The 18,507-nt window shown below is 53.5% G+C and carries 17 protein-coding genes and 1 riboswitch; of the genes, 10 read left to right on the forward strand and 7 right to left on the reverse strand.

Annotation, left to right across the window (positions count from 1 at the left end):
* Positions 1-2 precede the first annotated feature (2 nt).
* Entirely contained in the window at positions 3-419 is a 417-nt protein-coding gene (gene nikR, locus F8562_RS21575; RefSeq protein ID WP_014227133.1) for a nickel-responsive transcriptional regulator NikR, read from the forward strand.
* A gap of 50 nt (positions 420-469) precedes the next feature.
* On the opposite strand, the gene F8562_RS21580 is transcribed toward nikR, so the two are convergent.
* The gene (locus tag F8562_RS21580; protein ID WP_014227134.1) at positions 470-1,027 is read right to left on the reverse strand and encodes a YagU family protein; all 558 of its coding nucleotides are present in this window, start codon (positions 1,025-1,027) and stop codon (positions 470-472) included.
* Between the two features lie 253 nt (positions 1,028-1,280).
* Positions 1,281-1,464: riboswitch (M-box (ykoK) riboswitch) on the forward strand.
* 56 nt (positions 1,465-1,520) lie between these two features.
* Between F8562_RS21580 and F8562_RS21585 the strand changes: the two genes are divergently transcribed.
* The gene (locus F8562_RS21585; RefSeq protein ID WP_004855147.1) at positions 1,521-2,534 is read left to right on the forward strand and encodes a magnesium transporter; all 1,014 of its coding nucleotides are present in this window, start codon (positions 1,521-1,523) and stop codon (positions 2,532-2,534) included.
* Here the strand turns inward: F8562_RS21585 and F8562_RS21590 are convergent.
* Positions 2,500-2,832, reverse strand: a complete 333-nt coding sequence (locus tag F8562_RS21590) for a LysR family transcriptional regulator (protein ID WP_038422952.1) — start codon at positions 2,830-2,832, stop codon at positions 2,500-2,502. The genes F8562_RS21585 and F8562_RS21590 overlap by 35 nt on opposite strands.
* Before the next feature lie 332 nt (positions 2,833-3,164).
* Here F8562_RS21590 and F8562_RS21595 point away from each other — a divergent pair, with 332 nt between their 5' ends.
* The 5 genes from F8562_RS21595 (at position 3,165) to F8562_RS21615 (ending at position 9,490) form a co-directional block, all read left to right on the forward strand.
* On the forward strand, positions 3,165-4,118 hold the full coding sequence (locus F8562_RS21595; protein WP_014227135.1) for a hydroxyacid dehydrogenase: 954 nt from the start codon (positions 3,165-3,167) through the stop codon (positions 4,116-4,118).
* Between the two features lie 10 nt (positions 4,119-4,128).
* Positions 4,129-4,827, forward strand: coding sequence for an RraA family protein (locus tag F8562_RS21600; RefSeq protein ID WP_014227136.1), 699 nt, complete (start codon positions 4,129-4,131; stop codon positions 4,825-4,827).
* Positions 4,828-4,893: 66 nt separating this feature from the next.
* Positions 4,894-6,288 carry a DASS family sodium-coupled anion symporter gene (locus F8562_RS21605; RefSeq protein WP_004126262.1) on the forward strand — a complete coding sequence of 465 codons (1,395 nt, stop codon included), beginning with the start codon at positions 4,894-4,896 and terminating at the stop codon, positions 6,286-6,288.
* Between the two features lie 12 nt (positions 6,289-6,300).
* Positions 6,301-7,464 carry a metallo-dependent hydrolase gene (locus tag F8562_RS21610; protein WP_014227137.1) on the forward strand — a complete coding sequence of 388 codons (1,164 nt, stop codon included), beginning with the start codon at positions 6,301-6,303 and terminating at the stop codon, positions 7,462-7,464.
* Positions 7,465-7,606: 142 nt separating this feature from the next.
* The gene (locus F8562_RS21615) at positions 7,607-9,490 is read left to right on the forward strand and encodes a sigma 54-interacting transcriptional regulator (RefSeq protein WP_094909481.1); all 1,884 of its coding nucleotides are present in this window, start codon (positions 7,607-7,609) and stop codon (positions 9,488-9,490) included.
* A gap of 34 nt (positions 9,491-9,524) precedes the next feature.
* On the opposite strand, the gene F8562_RS21620 is transcribed toward F8562_RS21615, so the two are convergent.
* The gene (locus F8562_RS21620) at positions 9,525-10,721 is read right to left on the reverse strand and encodes an NAD(P)/FAD-dependent oxidoreductase (protein WP_014227139.1); all 1,197 of its coding nucleotides are present in this window, start codon (positions 10,719-10,721) and stop codon (positions 9,525-9,527) included.
* A gap of 229 nt (positions 10,722-10,950) precedes the next feature.
* Between F8562_RS21620 and pitA the strand changes: the two genes are divergently transcribed.
* Entirely contained in the window at positions 10,951-12,447 is a 1,497-nt protein-coding gene (pitA, locus tag F8562_RS21625) for an inorganic phosphate transporter PitA (protein ID WP_014227140.1), read from the forward strand.
* A gap of 66 nt (positions 12,448-12,513) precedes the next feature.
* Here pitA and uspB read toward each other — a convergent pair whose 3' ends face one another.
* Positions 12,514-12,849 (reverse strand): universal stress protein UspB, encoded by a 336-nt coding sequence (uspB, locus tag F8562_RS21630; protein ID WP_004855171.1) that lies wholly within the window; start codon positions 12,847-12,849, stop codon positions 12,514-12,516.
* A gap of 380 nt (positions 12,850-13,229) precedes the next feature.
* Here uspB and uspA point away from each other — a divergent pair, with 380 nt between their 5' ends.
* On the forward strand, positions 13,230-13,667 hold the full coding sequence (gene uspA, locus F8562_RS21635) for a universal stress protein UspA (protein WP_004126268.1): 438 nt from the start codon (positions 13,230-13,232) through the stop codon (positions 13,665-13,667).
* A gap of 12 nt (positions 13,668-13,679) precedes the next feature.
* Here uspA and F8562_RS29365 read toward each other — a convergent pair whose 3' ends face one another.
* Entirely contained in the window at positions 13,680-13,853 is a 174-nt protein-coding gene (locus tag F8562_RS29365) for a hypothetical protein (RefSeq protein ID WP_014227141.1), read from the reverse strand.
* A 72-nt stretch (positions 13,854-13,925) separates the two neighbouring features.
* On the opposite strand from F8562_RS29365, the gene dtpB reads away from it, so the two are divergent.
* Positions 13,926-15,392, forward strand: coding sequence for a dipeptide/tripeptide permease DtpB (gene dtpB, locus F8562_RS21640; protein WP_014227142.1), 1,467 nt, complete (start codon positions 13,926-13,928; stop codon positions 15,390-15,392).
* 138 nt (positions 15,393-15,530) lie between these two features.
* Here dtpB and rsmJ read toward each other — a convergent pair whose 3' ends face one another.
* Positions 15,531-16,295, reverse strand: coding sequence for a 16S rRNA (guanine(1516)-N(2))-methyltransferase RsmJ (rsmJ, locus tag F8562_RS21645; RefSeq protein WP_014227143.1), 765 nt, complete (start codon positions 16,293-16,295; stop codon positions 15,531-15,533).
* A 7-nt stretch (positions 16,296-16,302) separates the two neighbouring features.
* The gene (gene prlC / locus F8562_RS21650; protein WP_014839726.1) at positions 16,303-18,345 is read right to left on the reverse strand and encodes an oligopeptidase A; all 2,043 of its coding nucleotides are present in this window, start codon (positions 18,343-18,345) and stop codon (positions 16,303-16,305) included.
* Between the last annotated feature and the right edge of the window lie 162 nt (positions 18,346-18,507).

Raw genomic sequence — 18,507 nt, forward strand, 5'->3', positions numbered from 1 at the left:
AGATGCAACGTATCACGATTACTCTTGATGACGATTTACTCGACACGCTGGATAGCCTGAGCCAGCGCCGCGGCTATCATAATCGCTCCGAAGCCATCCGCGATATTCTGCGCGGCGCGCTGGCCCAGGAAAGCGCTCAGGAGCACAGCACCCAGGGCTTCGCGGTACTCTCCTATGTTTATGAACATGAGAAGCGCGATTTAGCCAGCCGTTTAGTTTCCACCCAGCATCACCACCACGACCTCTCCGTCGCCACCCTCCACGTACATATCAACCATGACGACTGTCTGGAAATCGCCGTGCTGAAAGGCGATATGGGCGACGTTCAGCATTTTGCCGATGACGTTATCGCCCAGCGCGGCGTGCGCCACGGCCATTTGCAGTGTTTGCCAACGGAGAAGGAGTCACCCCACTCATAGCAGTGGGATGCGATAAATGACTCTTTAACGCGCGATCGGGACTAACGCCATTATGGCGACTCGTTGGCCCATGCGCCTCGTATCGGTTTTGCCAGCAGGGCAAGAACGGCAATCATGCTGATTTCAATCGAAAACGACCAGCAAATATGTCCGAGGGTTTCGCTCCACAGCTCGTAGCCATTCAGGTTCCACAGCCACCCGGTTTCCCCGTTTAAATAGGCGGGATGCCTGAAGCCCAGCGCGGGAATGAGGAAGCCGTGCATAACGAGAGTAATAATCAGACCATAGGCCGCGCCGTACCAAAGCCGGATTTTCGGCCAGTATGCGGAAATGAAGACATAGAGAAAGGCAAAAGCAAAGCTGAACAGCCAGTGGTAAAGCATGACGGCGCCGGGGATTGTCACCCCCTGATAAACGTAGTCCAGCGAGTGTGAATTAATGCCAAGCCAGCCGAGCCAGGCGTCGATATGCGCCGCCGGGGGCGATATCTCGCCCGCCACGCGGGGCGGCATATTAGCTTCCGTTCCCGACTTCACCAGAGAGCTAATGAACCCTCCAATGAGCGTCGTCCAGATAATAACCTGAAGATTAATCCTGCTTTTCAACATAACAGCGTTCCTCTTAAATATCGCTTATACGATGGGTCACCTCAGTTTTTTCAACCAACAATCTCGCGGGAAATAGCATTTATAACGCATCCATTGCTAAGTATAGTTTGAAAAAATTTTGTTCACCCTAAGAGGGAAAAATCCCCGTATCGCCCTGATCGCAATAAACTTTCGCCTTTTCTCAACAATTAATAAACCACATGAATTATATGCTTGGTTAATCATCTCTCTTCGCGAATAATCAGGCCTCATTTAACGATCTCGTTATGGCGAGGCTCCTGCATAAACATAAGTTACCGCCCTGTTGGTATCGAGAGAGACCACTCAGGGAAATACAGGCTTCCATCGAATCAAGGTGTTGCCAAGGTAACTTCTGACGGCATTCATGCCGGGCAGATACGTTGTGCAGTGCTAAAACCAGGACGTAGGGATCTGCCTGTGCTCATCCTGTCTTGTTCGCCCCTATGAGTGATTTTTTATAGGGAATTACACCATGTCTTCCATTCAACTGTGCGCCGCACATCAGGCTACCGCAGCGTTCGACGGCGACGCGATCGCCCAGTACATGCGTACCGATTTCATTACCCTGCCGGAACATTTCAGCGTTCATGAAGCGCGTGAGCTGTTCGTTTCTCAGCTGGCCAGCGATGAGATCCCCGGCCAGGTTTTTGTCGTCGCCGGGAAAAAACTGCGCGGCAGTTTATCGATTAAAAAGCTGCTGCAGGAGAGCGATACCGCCCAGTCCATTCGTTATTTAATGGATAGCTGCCTGTTTCGCGTCAGGCCTGACGACCCGCGGCCGCAGGTGGTCGCCGAGCTGGCCGAGCGCGGGCTCGACCTCGTGCCGGTGGTCGAAAAAGGCGAGCTGGTCGGCTGCCTGATGGAAAAAGAGATCGCGCATCTGTTGGAAGATGACGTGACCGAGGATGCTCAGCGTCAGGGCGCGACGCTGCCGCTGGAAAAGCCCTACCTGGAAACCAGCCCGTGGGCGCTGTGGAAAAAACGTTCGGTATGGCTGCTGCTGCTGTTTGTCGCCGAAGCCTATACCAGCAGCGTGTTGCAGCATTTTGAGGAAGCGCTGGAGTCGGCGATTGCGCTGGCCTTTTTCATTCCGCTGTTGATTGGTACCGGCGGCAATAGCGGGACGCAGATCACCTCCACCCTCGTGCGTTCCATGGCGCTCGGCGAGGTGCGGCTGCGCGATATGGGACGCGTAATCCGTAAAGAGGTCTCAACCTCGCTGCTGATTGCCATTACGCTCGGCCTGGCGGGCTGCCTGCGCGCCTGGATGATGGGCATCGGCATGGAGATCACCCTGATTGTCAGCCTGACGCTGGTATGCATTACCCTGTGGAGCGCGGTGGTGTCGTCGGTGATCCCCCTGACGCTCAAACGCGTCGGCATCGACCCGGCTGTAGTTTCAGCGCCGTTTATCGCCACCCTTATCGACGGTACCGGACTGATTATCTACTTCAAAATTGCCCAGTATTTCCTGGGGCTGAACTGATTATTTTGCCCGGCGGGGAGGACTTGCCGGGCTGTTTTATTCCCGCCCGAATATCCGCAATCGCATTAAGCAATCTCAGTAACTCTGGAGCAAGCCGATAAAAAGCGTGTCCTTTTTCCGTTAAGATAACTTTTCTGATATTCCTGCCGCGCTTAATCAGGTTGAAACCCAGTTCATTTTCAAGCGCACATACGCTGGTTGTTATCAACGAAGGCGCAATACTCAGCCGCTGCGATACAAAATGAACACTCCCCTCCCGAACCATAAGCATGAATATCTCCACCTGTGATTTATTCATTGCCGAAACCTCTCCCGATTAACCTTTGGCTTACGTTTTAAGTTGTCCACCGGGCAATGTCAATCGCTACAAGAAAATGCTCTCCGTATATAAATAAAATAAAGTGTGAAGCTCGCCATTCGCACATTTAATTATGCATTTCAGCCATTTCACAATTAAATAACCGGCCTCACTCCGGCGTTCAGGTATGTGAAGAACATCACCACAACTCGTTGACCACAAAAACAAAATACACATATATATCAAAGCATTACAAAAAATACACATCTTGCATGAATGTATGGCACACGCCATGCAATTACCTCCACGTAATCAACACTGGAGATAGTTAAATGACGTACAAAATTTTACTCCCGCAGGAAATCATGGCAGAAGGGAGAGAATATCTGGAAAGCCGCGGTTATCAACTGATTAACGGCTCAGGGATGGAAGAAGAAGATATCATTCGCGACATCGTCGATTGCGACGGTATTATCGTCCGCCTTTCAAAAATGTCCGACCGCGTATTTGAAGCGGCTAAAAAGCTGAAAGTCGTTGCGCGTCACGGTGCCGGTTACGATACGGTCGATCTGGCGTCGGCTAAACGTCACGGCGTCGTGGTATTAAATGCGCCAATTGCTAACAGCATGTCCGTTGCCGAACTGGCCATATTTTATATGCTGCACTGCTCGCGTAATTTCAAGCTGGTACAGGAAAAGATGCTTGAAGATTATTACTGGGCGAAACTGCGCACGCCAAAAGTGGAGCTGGATGGAAAAACGCTGGGTTTAATTGGCGTCGGGAATATCGGTTCACGCGTGGCAATCAAAGCGCTGCATGGCTTTAATATGAAAGTTATCGCCTATGACCCGTATAAAACCCAGCAGCAGATCCCCGAAGGCGTAGAGCTTACCAACGATTTTGACCGTATTTTCAAAGAGAGCGACTTCGTTTCTCTGCACTGTCCGACGACGGCGGAAACCACCGGTTTTGTCGGAGAGAAACAGTTTTCCATGATGAAGCCTACCGCCTATTTCATTAATACCGCGCGCGGGAAGCTGGTTGATGAAAAAGCGCTGTATCACGCCTTGAGCACCCACGCTATCGCCGGGGCGGGCGTGGATGTTTTAAAGAAAGAGCCGTTTGATGCCAACGACCCGATTTTCTCGCTAAGCAATATCGTGATTGCCCCGCATATTGGCGCCGCCACCATTGAAGCGACCGACAGAGCCTCGCTCCATTCCGCGATTGGCATTGATGAAGTCTTATCCGGTAAGAAACCGTCCTGGCCGGTCCCGGGTTTTTAAGGAGAAAAAAATGACTATTGGTAACCGTATTTTTTTAAAGCGTCCGACCAGCAGCGTCGATCTTCTTAAAGAATTTGAACAGCTCCCGGCGGCGAATATTGCTGACACCATGAACCGTATTGCCGTTCTGGGTAACGGCATTAAACGTATCTCTTCGCCGAAAAAGCCGATTATGGCGGGGTTCGCCATCACCGTGAAAGTCCGCGCGGGCGATAACCTGATGCTGCACGCCGCGCTGGATATGGCGGGTGAGAACGATGTGATTGTGGTCTCCAACGAAGGCGACCGTTCGCGGGCATTAATGGGCGAAATCATGGTGGCCTATGCCCACTGCATGAAAAAAATCGCCGGTATCGTGCTGGACGGGCCTATCCGCGATATCGATGCGCTGTCGGTTCTCGATTTTCCGCTGTTCGCTACCGGCTCTAACCCCGCAGGCCCGTTTAAACAAGGTCCAGGGGAGGTGAACACGCCGATCGCCGTTGGCGGCGTCGCGGTTTGTCCGGGCGACCTGATCGTCGGCGATGCGGATGGCGTGATTGTTATTCCCCTCGGCGACGCAGAAGCCGTACTGAATAAAGCCAAAGAGTATGCAAAATTCGATGCCAGCAAAGTAGAGGCCGCCAAAAACGGCACCGCGAATCGCCTTTGGGTCAAAAAATCACTGGATGAGACCGGCGTTGAGTTTATCGACGACATGTATCGTTAATTTGATTAAATAATATCAGGCCGCGGCGCCCTGACGGGCCGCGGCTTTAAAGCAAAGGTAATAAAAATGCTTTATTTAAAACTCTTGCCCATTATCTTTTTCCCCGTTTTATTTTGGATAATACCGCACCCGGAAGGCGTCTCCGCACCGACCTGGCATATGGTTGGCATCTATCTGGCGATGCTGTGCGGGCTGGTTTTGCGCCCGTTTACCGATGCGGTCATTATGCTGATTATTCTCGGGTTTGCCTCTCTGGTTCTCGACCCCGCTCCCCTGTTTGCCGGTTTTGGCAGCCCTATGGTCTGGTTTATTATCAGCGCCTTTATTATTTGCAAAGCGTTTGTTATTACCGGACTGGGTAAACGTATCGCCTATCTGCTGCTAAAACGCTATGGAAAAAATACCCTCACCCTGGGTTATCTGATGATGGTGACGGATACCGTACTGGCCCCGGCAACGGGTTCAAATATGTCCCGTTCGGGAGGCATTACCTATCCCATCTTCAGGAACATCGCCGAAGCGCTGGGCTCGAAGCCCGACGACGGTAGCCGCAAAATCGGCGCCTATCTGACCATCCTGATGTACGTCGTCTCAATGGGAACCTCCAGCCTGTTTCTGACGGGGATGGCGACCAACTCAATTACCGTCTCGCTGGCCAACGAGATCATGAAGGTGAATCTCGAATGGATGACCTGGTTTAAAGCCGCCGTGGTGCCAGCCGGACTGGTGCTGCTGCTCGCGCCGTGGATACTGTATAAAATCTACGCGCCGGAACTGAAAGTTATCGATAACGTCAATGAAATTGCCGAGAAGGGCCTGCGTGAGCTGGGTCCGGTAAAACGTGAAGAGAAGCTGCTGATCGTGTTCTTTGTCCTGGGCGTGCTCGGCTGGATGACCGGTTCCATCACCGGCATCGCCTTTATTCCCGTCGGCCTGGCGTTCCTCGCCTGTCTGCTGCTTTTCGGCGTGCTGAGCTGGAATGACGTGGTGAGCGAAAAATCGGCCTGGCAGACCTTCGTCTGGTATGGCGCGTTTTATGGCTGTGCGGTTGCCCTATCAAAAGGCGGGTTCTACGTCTTTCTGGTGGACGTTATCAAAAACTATCTCGACCTGTCGCATCTCAATGAAATCAGCGCGATTGCCGTGCTGGTCTTTATCAGCCTTGCCGTCCGCTATTTCTTTGTCTCGAACAGCGCGTTCGTCGTCTCTTTCTATCCGGTACTCTTTACCCTGGGAATGACGACCCAGGCGCACCCGATGTACGTGGCGCTTTCTCTGGCTTTCTCCGCAGGCTATGGCGCACTGCTGACGCACTACGGCAACGGCGCGGGCGTATTTACGTTCTCCAGCGGCTACGTCCCGCAAAAAACGTTCTGGATGCTGGGCACCATCATGGTGGTGGTCAACGTATTAATCTTCTTCCTGATCGGTATTCCCTACTGGAAATTTATCGGCATTTAACGGGAGCATAAAATGAAACTGGATATTCTGATTAAAAACGGTCTGGTCGCCGATCCCGAAGGTCATGATTATATTAATCGTAATATTGGCGTTATCGGCGATCGCATCGTGGACTTAAATACCGTTGACGATTTGCAGGCCGAAACGGTGATTGATGCCGCGGGTTGTATCGTGCTGCCTGGCTTAATCGACTTCCATGGTCATGTTTTTCACGGCGGGACCGCCATCAGCGTCAACCCTGACATCGTATGCTTGCCCAACGGGGTCACCAGCATGGTCGATGCCGGCAGCAGCGGCTGGGTGAATTATCCGCTTTTTCGCAATAGCGTGATTCATCCTGCCATGGTGAAAATCAAAAGCTATTTGAACGTGGTCAACGTCGGGCTTTCCACCCTCGGGGGCGGGCCGACCGGGTATCTGGAAAATACCAATCCGGCGAATTACAACGAGGAGAAAATCGCCCAAACGCTGAATAGCAACAGAGACAATATTCTGGGATTGAAACTACGCTACAGCCAGGATATCGCCAAAGGGAAACAGTACGCCAGCGACCCTCTTCTCTCTACCGTCTCCCTGGCGCGTAAACTGGATACCACGATTTGCGTTCACGTCACGGACTCTCTTCTCTGCGCCGATGAACTGATCCGCTATTTTAATGCCGATGATATTTACGCCCACTGCTTCCACGGTACCGGCCACTCGATTCTCAATGAACAGGGCGAGGTCTATGCGGCAATAAAAGAGGCGCAGACCAGAGGGGTTATCTTCGACTGTTCAAACGGCGTGGCCCACTTTGATTTTCACGTTGCCAGAACCGCCATGGAGCAGGGATTTTATCCCGATATCATCAGCACCGATCTCACCCTGAGAAATAGCTTACGGACGGATAAGGTCTACAGTCTGCTCCACGTCATGTCGAAATATCTCAATATGGGAATGTCCTTCTTCGATATCGTTCGCGCGGTAACCGCCACGCCGGCCCGCTTAATGAAAATGCAGGGGCAAATTGGTACCCTGGCGCCCGGCGCCAGTGCTGATATTTCGATTGTTAAGCTGCGAAAAGAGAACGTCATTTTTGAAGATACCCACGGGGTCAAACTCGAAGGTGACCGTTATATCGATAACTGCGCTACCTTATGCAACGGTCAAATTGTCTACCGCCGCCTGCGTTTCTAATCACTAAAAACTTAGCCTTACGCATTTGCTATGCGTAAGGCTTTTATTCTTAATATCGTATTATATGACCACCCTCATTGATTCTCCCTGTGCTCACCATATAATAAACATTGCAAACCCAGAACACCTGAGCGAATAATATATGAAGAATAATGAAATTGTCATTTTTTCAGTTTCCAAAACAATAACCCAACGCATCATGAATGTTCTTATTGAGAGGAAGCTCGATGTTCCGGTATATGAATTTCGTTATTCTGACGTTCTCGATAAAGCGAATGAGATGATCCAGTCCGGCGCTAAGATAATTATTAGCCGAGGCGGCACCGCCGCCCTCCTGCGTAACAATATTAGTATCCCGGTCATTGAGATCGCCCATGATTTTCACGGCGTTTATCGCATTTTACAACAGGCCAAAATCAAATCACAAAAAATCGCCGCGGTTGGTTTCCCCCAATTTTGTAATGCCTTACGTCATTATCAGAACATGACTAACGAAGAGTTTAAAATTTGCCAGGTATACAACCACAATGATATTGAAAACGTTATAAAAAATCTTTCAGAGAACGATTACCATACGGTCATCGGCGGCCTCACGGTTGCTGAAATGGCTAAAAAATATAACCTCAATGCTATTATGGGAGACACCGATAATATTTCGATTGAGCAGGCCATCAATGAAGCCGATAGCCTATTAAAATATCTCAACAGAGAAAATACCAAGCTCATCATGAGCCACGCCGCGCTGAATCAAGCACGTGAGGGCATCATGTGTATTGATCAGTTGGGTGAGATCATCAATATTAATGCTATCGGCCTGAGCTTATTCCAGTGTCATGTCGGAGATAAAATATTCAAAAAAGAGGCATTTAAAGATATTTACCCCAGCATTATTAACGAATTAGATATTAAAGAACAGGCCATTGATATTAACGGCCAAACTATTTACATTTCCATACGTCATTTTTCCAACCGCCAAACATCTTTTAGCATTATTACAGGATTAAACCAGGAAAGTTCGCTTTGGCAAAATAGTATCAGCAAAAAAAGTAAACTCCGCGGTTTTTCCACAACCTGGTCTTTCGACGACATTATTGGCCAGTCTCCGGCGATACGCGATGTAATAAAAAAAGCTAAACTGTGCGCCCGCCACGAACTTCCCATTCATATTTTGGGCGATACCGGCACAGGTAAAGAGCTTTTCGCTCAGAGTATTCATAACCATAGCGCCAGAAGCCACGGCCCTTTTATCGCGATTAACTGCGCGGCCATTCCCGAGAGCATTCTGGAAAGTGAACTCTTTGGCTATGCCGACGGCGCATTTACCAGCGCGCGCAAGGGCGGAAAACCGGGGGTGTTTGAAATGGCGATGAACGGCACGGTGTTTATCGATGAAATCAGCGAAGCGCCGTTATCGGTACAGGTTAAGCTGCTGCGCGTGTTACAAGAGAAGCAATTCTCTCGTCTCGGCGGCGATACGCTGATCACCGCCGATTTTCGCCTGATCACCGCCAGCAATAAAGATCTGCGCCAGCTCGTCGCCAGCGGTGAGTTCAGGCAGGATCTGTACTATAGAATAAATATTCTTGAGTTGAGTCTACCGGCCTTACGCCAACGACCGGGCGATATCATGTTGTTGATTCAGCACCTGCTTTATCAGCAAGGTAGGCAAATCACATTTACCCCCGACGCGGTGGATTTTTTGCATCGCTATAGCTGGCCTGGCAACATTCGTGAACTTCAGGCGGTTATCTACCGGCTCATCGTCCTGCTGGACATCGATCGAGTGAGCAAAGACGTTTTGCTGCAGATCGGTCAAATTTCACCGGATGACGCCAACGAGAGCTCTCACTTCCCGGCCGCGGGCGTGGCATCAGATGAAACCGATTTATTAAAGAAACAAGAGAAACGGCTGATTACCCATGTCATAGAAAAAACCGACGGGGACAGGACCAAAGCATCGGTGATGCTCGGCATCAGCCCCACGACCCTGTGGCGCAAATTAAAGCAGCACAATATCAGCGGATAAGGCGGAGCCGGGTCCGCTGATACAGAGCAGGCGGTTATTTCTGTTCCGCTAAAGCCTGCGCGCATGCCCAGGCTGACGCCCACGCCCACTGGAAGTTATAGCCTCCCAGCCAGCCGGTGACGTCCATCACTTCGCCGATAAAGTACAGACCGGGCACCTTGCGGGCCTCCATGGTGCGCGAAGAGAGTTCGTTGGTGTCGACACCGCCGAGGGTCACTTCCGCCGTGCGATAGCCTTCGGTGCCATTCGGCTGGACGCGCCACGCGGTCAGCGTCTCAACCAGCGCCTGCTGCTCGCGAACGTTAAGCTGTTTCAGGGTGACGTCCGGCAGTTGCCCCAGCTGCTGCAGGCACTCGACCAGCCGCTTTGGCAGCTGCATTGCCAGGGTGTTCTTCAGGCTCTGATTGGGATGCGCCGCGCGCTGCTCGTTGAGGAAGTCATCAAGATGGCAATCCGGCAGCAGATTGATGCTGACGAACTCTCCCGGCTGCCAGTAGCTGGAAATTTGCAGTACCGCCGGCCCGGACAGCCCGCGGTGGGTAAAGAGCAGATTTTCCCGGAAGACGGTCCCGTTTTCCGCCGTGATGGTGGACGGCACCGACACCCCGGAAAGCACCTGCAGCTGTTCGAGCAGCGGCTTATGCAAGGTAAACGGCACCAGGCCCGCGCGGGTCGGCAGCACCTTCAGGCCAAACTGCTCGGCGAGCTTATAGCCAAACGGCGAGGCGCCCAGGCCGGGCATGGATAGCCCGCCGGAGGCAACCACCAGCTTTTTCGCCGCCACCGTCTCGCCGTTAAGCTGTAGCGTATAGCCCTCATCATCCCGCTCTACGCTGATAATTTCGCTACGCAGGCGAATGTGTACGCCGCCTTTTTCGCACTCGGCCAGCAGCAGGTTAACGATTTGCTCGGCGGAATCATCGCAGAAAAGCTGGCCCAGGGTTTTCTCATGCCAGGCGATACCGTGTTTGCTAACCAGATCGATAAAGTCCCACTGGGTGTAGCGCGCCAGCGCAGATTTGCAAAAATGCGGGTTTTGGCTGAGATATGCCGCGGGTTCGATATACATGTTAGTAAAGTTGCAGCGGCCACCGCCAGACATCAGGATCTTCCGCCCGGGCTTTTTGCCGTTATCGAGCAGCAGCACCCGACAGCCTGCCTGCCCCGCCTGCGCTGCACAAAACATTCCCGCCGCTCCGGCGCCGATTACGATGGCATCAAACCTTTCCACACAACATTCCTCATATCCCGATTGTCGGGAATTGTAAATTTTTCATTCTGGTCGCACCAGACTGAAAAAAACAGATTTGCGTACCTCATTGAAAGATATAGGAATACTCCCAACAAGGTAAAACTTAAACAGGAAGAAAATCAAAAAAAGTCTATATTTCACTTTGCCCGCGCCGCGAAAGTCACTGATAATGCGCCGCGTTCATGTCCTCAAAATGGCGTAACGTCCTATGGTACATTTATTTGCCGGTCTGGATTTACATACCGGATTACTGTTATTGCTTGCTCTGGCTTTCGTGCTTTTTTACGAAGCGATCAATGGTTTTCATGATACCGCAAACGCGGTTGCAACGGTGATTTACACTCGCGCAATGCGGTCGCAGCTTGCTGTGGCGATGGCGGCTCTTTTTAACTTCTTCGGCGTTCTGTTGGGCGGTCTCAGCGTAGCCTATGCCATCGTGCATATGTTGCCGACCGACCTGCTGCTTAACATGGGTTCAGCACATGGCCTCGCCATGGTCTTTTCCATGCTGCTGGCGGCAATTATCTGGAACCTCGGCACCTGGTACTTCGGCCTTCCGGCCTCCAGCTCGCACACCCTGATCGGCGCGATCATCGGTATTGGTTTAACCAATGCCCTGATGACCGGTACGTCGGTGGTGGACGCGCTGAACATCCCGAAAGTCATGGGTATTTTTGGCTCGCTGATCGTCTCGCCAATCGTTGGCCTGGTCGTGGCGGGCGGCCTGATTTTCATTCTGCGTCGCTACTGGAGCGGAACCAAAAAACGCGCCCGTATCCACCTGACTCCAGCCGAGCGTGAAAAGAAAGACGGCAAGAAAAAGCCGCCGTTCTGGACGCGTATTGCGCTGATTTTGTCCGCCATTGGGGTCGCGTTCTCCCACGGCGCGAACGATGGTCAGAAAGGCATTGGCCTGGTGATGCTGGTGCTGATCGGCGTGGCTCCGGCTGGCTTCGTGGTCAATATGAACGCTTCCGGCTACGAAATCACCCGTACCCGCGATGCGGTCAACAACGTGGAAACCTTCTTCCAGCAGCGTCCTGAGCTGTTGAAAAAAGCGACCGGCGCCGAGCAGCTCATCCCGTCTCCGGACGCAGGGGCTGCCGCAAACGGCGAGTTCCACTGCCACCCGGCAAACACCATCAACGCGCTTGACCGCGTGAAGACGATGCTGACCGGTACCGAAAGCTACGACACGCTCTCCGTGGAACAGCGTAGCCATCTGCGCCGTATTATGCTCTGCATCTCCGACACCACTGACAAAGTGGCTAAGCTGCCGGAAGTGAATGCTGACGATAAGCGTCTGCTGAAGAAGCTGAAAACCGATATGCTGAGCACCATCGAGTACGCGCCAATCTGGATTATTATGGCGGTTGCGCTGGCGCTGGGTATCGGCACCATGATCGGCTGGCGTCGCGTGGCGACCACCATCGGCGAGAAAATCGGTAAGAAAGGGATGACCTACGCACAAGGTATGTCAGCTCAGATGACCGCCGCCGTATCGATTGGTCTGGCGAGCTATACCGGTATGCCGGTTTCCACCACCCACGTGCTCTCCTCCTCGGTAGCGGGGACGATGCTCGTTGATGGCGGCGGTCTGCAGAAGAAAACCGTCACCAGCATCCTGATGGCCTGGGTACTGACCCTGCCCGCGGCGATTCTGCTGTCCGGCGCGCTGTACTGGCTCTCGCTGCAGATTATCTAAGCGAATATCAGAAACAAGAAAGATAAACGGGTCAGGAAACTGGCCCGTTTTTTTTGTATCGTGAAGCTAGTGCCAGATAGCCAGAGCAATCATGCTGACCACCACCAGGCCGCATAGCGCGCTGGTGAGAATAAACTGCCGACGAACCCGCTCGCAGCGGCGGATAAATTCATCGTCGTGGTGATCGCGGTAGCGCTGGGCGTAGATGTACCACACCAGGCGCACCTGTTTGCCGGGCTGCCCGTGCGACGTAAAAAAACCGCCGCCGTCGACATATTGATAGAGCAAAGGGTCACAACCACGTAGCACAACAAGCAATGCACGCAGCGACGAGAAGTAGCGTGCCATATTCACTACACATACGATACACAGGGCCCAAAACAGCGCAACAGTGCTGATCATACCTCCTCCCCGGCGACCCGTCCTCGGAGGCTCCCTCCGGGACTACCGCTCCCCAATATCAAACCGACTGTACTGTGAAAGAGTGCGATTCCGATCACGTTTATTTATCCGACCGGCTCATTAAATAGTGTAGGAGATCAGTTAATTTTTTTACCACAACGTTAATCATTATCAATGCATAAGTCGGATATATTTGTTTAACTATTCGCTGAACAAGGTGGATTGACGGATCGCGAGGGGCGCTATAAGGTAGAAATATCTTCTACAATTAGGTCCTTAAGGACTCCCCCCCGCGAATGTAGCACGCAGGACGCGGGCGAAGCGGCAGCGCTGGCTGTCAGGTCCAACGGTCATCGACAACTTATGGAAGGAGTAACACCATGGCTTACAAACATATTCTCATTGCAGTAGACCTGTCCCCGGAAAGCAAAGTACTGGTAGAAAAAGCCGTTTCTATGGCCCGCCCCTACAATGCAAAAGTTTCCCTGATCCACGTGGATGTGAATTACTCCGATCTCTACACCGGCCTTATTGACGTCAATCTGGGCGACATGCAGAAACGCATCTCCGAAGAGACTCACCACGCGTTAAGCGAGCTGTCCACCAACGCGGGCTATCCGATCACTGAGACCCTGAGCGGCAGCGGCGATCTCGGCCAGGTGCTGGTTGATGCGATTAAAAAGTATGATATGGACCTCGTGGTTTGCGGTCACCATCAGGACTTCTGGAGCAAACTGATGTCCTCGGCTCGTCAGCTCATCAACACCGTTCACGTGGATATGCTGATTGTCCCGCTGCGCGACGAAGAAGACGAATAACAGGCCGTTATTTCATTTCGCTGATGACCAACGCCCGCCAACGCGGGCGTTTTTATTTCCCCCACCCGCCGCAAAAAGCATATAAATCCAAATAATCACCACAATGCCAGGCTGATCAACCATTTCAAAAGCAATATAGCCATATAATAATTCGCCAAAATAGATAAACATCATATCATTACGCAAAATTAACCTTTTTCAGCGCGTTTTGGCATACGCGTTCATACTTTTCCGGACAGGACTTAAAGGCGAAGAAAGATGAATTCAACCGCACCGACAGGCTTGCTGCAGCAACCTCGCCCATTCTTCATGATCTTCTTTGTGGAACTATGGGAGCGATTTGGCTATTACGGCGTTCAGGGGATCCTGGCCGTTTTCTTTGTTAAACAGCTCGGTTTTTCTCAGGAGCAGGCGTTTATTACCTTTGGCGCGTTTGCCGCGCTGGTATATGGCCTTATCTCCATCGGCGGCTATGTTGGCGATCACCTGCTGGGTACGAAACGTACGCTGGTTCTGGGCGCGATTGTGCTTGCCGCAGGCTACTTTATGACCGGCCTGTCGCTGCTCAAACCCAATCTGATTTTCATCGCGCTGGGGACCATTGCGGTGGGTAACGGCCTGTTTAAAGCTAACCCGGCAAGCCTGCTGTCCAAATGCTATCCGCCAAAAGATGCCCGCCTGGATGGCGCCTTCACGCTGTTTTATATGTCGATCAATATCGGTTCGCTGCTGTCGCTGTCGCTGGCGCCGGTGATTGCCGACAAGTTCGGCTATGCGGTAACCTACAACCTGTGCGGCGCCGGTCTGATCGTCGCCCTGCTGGTTTACTTCGCCTGTCGGGGTATGGTGAAAGATATCGGCTCTGGGCCGGACCACAAACCGCTGAGCCTGCGCAATTTACTGTACGTGCTGGCCGGTACGGTGGTCATGATTTTTCTCTGCGCCTGGCTAATGCATAATGTCAAAATTGCCAATCTGGTGCTGATTATCCTCTCAGTGGTGGTGACGATTTTCTTCTTCCGCGAGGCCTTCAAGCTGGATAAAACCGGGCGCAACAAAATGTTCGTCGCCTTTATCCTGATGCTGGAAGCGGTGCTGTTTTATATTCTGTACGCGCAGATGCCCACCTCGCTCAACTTCTTTGCTATCAATAACGTTCACCATGAAATACTTGGTTTCGCGATTAACCCGGTGAGCTTTCAGGCGCTAAACCCGTTCTGGGTGGTGGTGGCCAGCCCCATCCTCGCCGCTATCTACACGCGTTTGGGCAATAAGGGCAAAGACCTGACTATGCCGATGAAGTTTACCCTTGGCATGTTCCTGTGCGCGCTGGGCTTTCTGACGGCAGCCGCGGCGGGAATGTGGTTTGCCGACGCCCAGGGGCTGACCTCGCCGTGGTTTATCGTGCTGGTCTATCTGTTCCAGAGTCTGGGAGAACTGCTGATTAGCGCCCTGGGGCTGGCGATGGTTGCCGCGCTGGTGCCGCAGCATCTGATGGGCTTTATTCTTGGGATGTGGTTTTTAACCCAGGCGGCCGCGTTCCTGCTGGGCGGCTACGTGGCGACCTTCACCGCCGTACCGGATAATATTACCGACCCGCTACAGACGCTGCCGATTTATACCGATGTCTTCAGCAAAATTGGCCTGGTGACCCTGGGCGTAACGGTGGTCATGGCGATCATGGTGCCGTGGCTGAACAGGATGATTAATACAAAAAGCGCGTAAAAACGGAGCGGTCGACGAGGTTTCCCGGATTGCGGCTAACGCCTTATCCGGGCTACAGAACCCCCAGATCGCAAGAACCCGTAGCCCGGGCAAGGCGCATCGCGCCGCCCTCGGGGAAAGGGCCCTGACGCAGGTTGCTTACCCCTGCGGCTCAATCGCCGTTCCGGCATAGATATCAAACCGGTGGCCTTTGGTCACCACCGCGTTAGGCGTCGCGACATCCGCCAGCGGCGGCGCGTAGTCCGGGCGCTTAACCACCACCCGTTTGGTCGCCAGCTGACGCGCCGGCGCCAGCAGACCGTCGGCGTCTAAATCCGGCCCCACCAGCGACTGAAATACCCGCATCTCTTTCTTCACCAGCGCGCTTTTCTGCTTATGCGGAAACATCGGGTCGAGATAGACCACCTGCGGACGCGGGGTGATATCGGTCAGCGCCGTCAGGCTGGAAGCGTGAATCAGCCGCAAACGCTCCTGTAACCAGGGGCCGATTTCAGCGTCGGCGTAGCCGCGCGCCAGGCCATCGTCGAGCAGCGCGGCAACCACCGGGTTACGCTCCAGCATCCGCACGCGACAGCCCACGGAGGCAAGAACAAAGGCATCCCTTCCCAGACCGGCGGTCGCATCGACCACATCCGGCAGATAGTCACCTTTGATTCCCACCGCTTTTGCCACCGCCTCGCCGCGGCCGCCGCCGAACCTGCGCCGGTGGGCCATGGTCCCACCGACAAAATCAACAAAGATGCCGCCAAGCTTCGGTTCATCGCGCTTGCGCAGCTCAAGATGCGCCGGCGTCATCACCAGCGCCATCGGGTTGTCCTCATCCTGCTCCAGCCCCCAGCGGTCAGCCAGAACAGATAAGGCGCCGTCTCCGGCGCCCGTTTCATCAATTAAACAAATTTTCACAACAGGGTTAACTCTTAATACCGTAATGCTCAAGCATCGCGTCCAGCTGCGGCTCGCGACCGCGGAAGCGTTTGAACAGGACCATTGGCTCTTCCGAACCGCCGCGGCTAAGGATGTTGTCGAGGAACGACTGGCCGGTTTCGCGATTGAAGATACCCTCCTCTTCGAAGCGCGAGAAGGCATCCGCCGCCAGGACGTCGGCCCACAGATAGCTGTAATAACCCGCTGCGTATCCGCCGGCGAAAATATGGCTGAAGGCGTGCGGGAAACGGCCCCACGACGGCCCGGGGATCAGCGCCACCTGCTGCTTAATTTCCGCCAGCGTTTCGAGGATTTTCGCGCCCTGCTGCGGGCTGAACTCCGCATGCAGGCGGAAGTCGAACAGGCCGAACTCCAGCTGGCGCAGAATAAACATCGCCGCCTGGTAGTTTTTCGCCGCCAGCATTTTCTCCAGCAATTCCTGCGGCAGCGGTTCGCCGGTTTCATAGTGGCCGGAGATAAAGGCCAGCGCTTCCGGCTCCCAGCACCAGTTTTCCATAAACTGGCTCGGCAGCTCGACCGCATCCCACGGTACCCCGCTGATGCCGGACACGCCGGCGGTGTCGATACGGGTCAGCATATGGTGCAGACCGTGGCCAAACTCGTGGAACAGGGTGATCACTTCATCGTGGGTGAACAGCGCCGGCTTACCGTTGACGGGACGGTTAAAGTTACAGGTCAGATAAGCGACCGGCTTTTGCAGCGAGCCGTCAAGCTTGCGCATCTGGCCAACGCAGTCATCCATCCACGCCCCGCCGCGTTTATGTTCGCGAGCGTAGAGATCGAGATAGAAGCTACCGCGTAGTTCATTTTTTTCATCGTAAAGCTCGAAGAAGCGCACCTCCGGATGCCAGACGTCCACATCGGTACGCTCTTTCGCGGTAATACCGTAAATACGCTTAACCACCTCGAACAGGCCGTTAACCGCTTTGTTTTCCGGGAAGTAGGGGCGCAGCTGTTCATCGCTGATGCTGTAAAGATGCTGCTTCTGTTTTTCGCTGTAGTAAGCGATATCCCACGGCTGCAGTTCATCCACGCCGAATTCGGCTTTGGCGAAGGCGCGCAGCTGGGCCAGCTCTTTCTCACCCTGCGGACGGGCGCGTTTCGCCAGGTCGGTCAGGAAGTCGAGCACCTGCTGCGGATTTTCGGCCATTTTGGTCGCCAGCGACTTGTCGGCAAAGCTGTCAAAGCCCAGCAGCTGCGCCAGCTCGTGGCGCAGGGCGAGGATTTCGGCCATTACCGGGCTGTTGTCCCATTTTCCGGCGTTCGGCCCCTGGTCGGAGGCGCGGGTGGAATAGGCGCGATACAGCTCTTCACGCAGCGCCTGATTGTCGCAGTAGGTCATTACCGGCAGATAGCTCGGGATATCCAGGGTCAGCAGAAACCCTTCCTGCTCTTTGGCTTCAGCCTGGGCTTTCGCTGCGGCAAGCGCGCTTTCCGGCATGCCGGAGAGCTCAGATTCATCGGTGACCAGCTTGGTCCAGCCCATGGTCGCGTCGAGCACGTTGTTGCTGTACTGATTGCCCAGCTCGGAGAGGCGGGCGGCGATTTCGCCGTAGCGTTTCTGCTGCTCTTTCGCCAGGCCAATACCGGAGAGTTCAAAATCGCGCAGCGCGTTATCCACCGCTTTTTTCTGCGCGGTATTCAGGGTGGCGTAATGGTCGCCGTCGCGCAGGTCGCGGTACGCTTTGTACAGGCCTTCATGCTGCCCAACCCAGGTGCTGTACTCCGAAAGCAGCGGCAGGGTCTGCTCGTAGGCTTCGCGCAGTTCCGGACTGTTTTTGACCGAGTTCAGATGGCTGACCGGGGAAAAAATACGCCCCAGCACGTCGTCTACTTCCGCCAGCGGCTGGCAAAGATTTTCCCAGGTATACGGCGCCCCTTGCGCCACCGCGCGCTCTACCGCCGCCCGGCAATCATCCAGCGCTTTAGTGACCGCGGGGACCACGTGCTCGGGTTTGATGGCAGAGAATGGCGGTAATGAAAAAGGCGTCAGTAATGGATTGGTCATATGCGCAGTCCTGTTGAATTGGGTGAATGAAGCGCGCGTCCGGCGCTATAGCATGAGATCTAGAATGGGGGATAGTTTGCTGAATTTCAATGTCAGGCGCCGCGCGCAGGCGGGTATTACTGCGATAAGTCTGGCCGTTGTGGCCAGAGCGCATAAAAAAGC

Source organism: Klebsiella sp. RCJ4, assembly GCF_009025755.1.
GTDB lineage: Bacteria > Pseudomonadota > Gammaproteobacteria > Enterobacterales > Enterobacteriaceae > Klebsiella > Klebsiella michiganensis.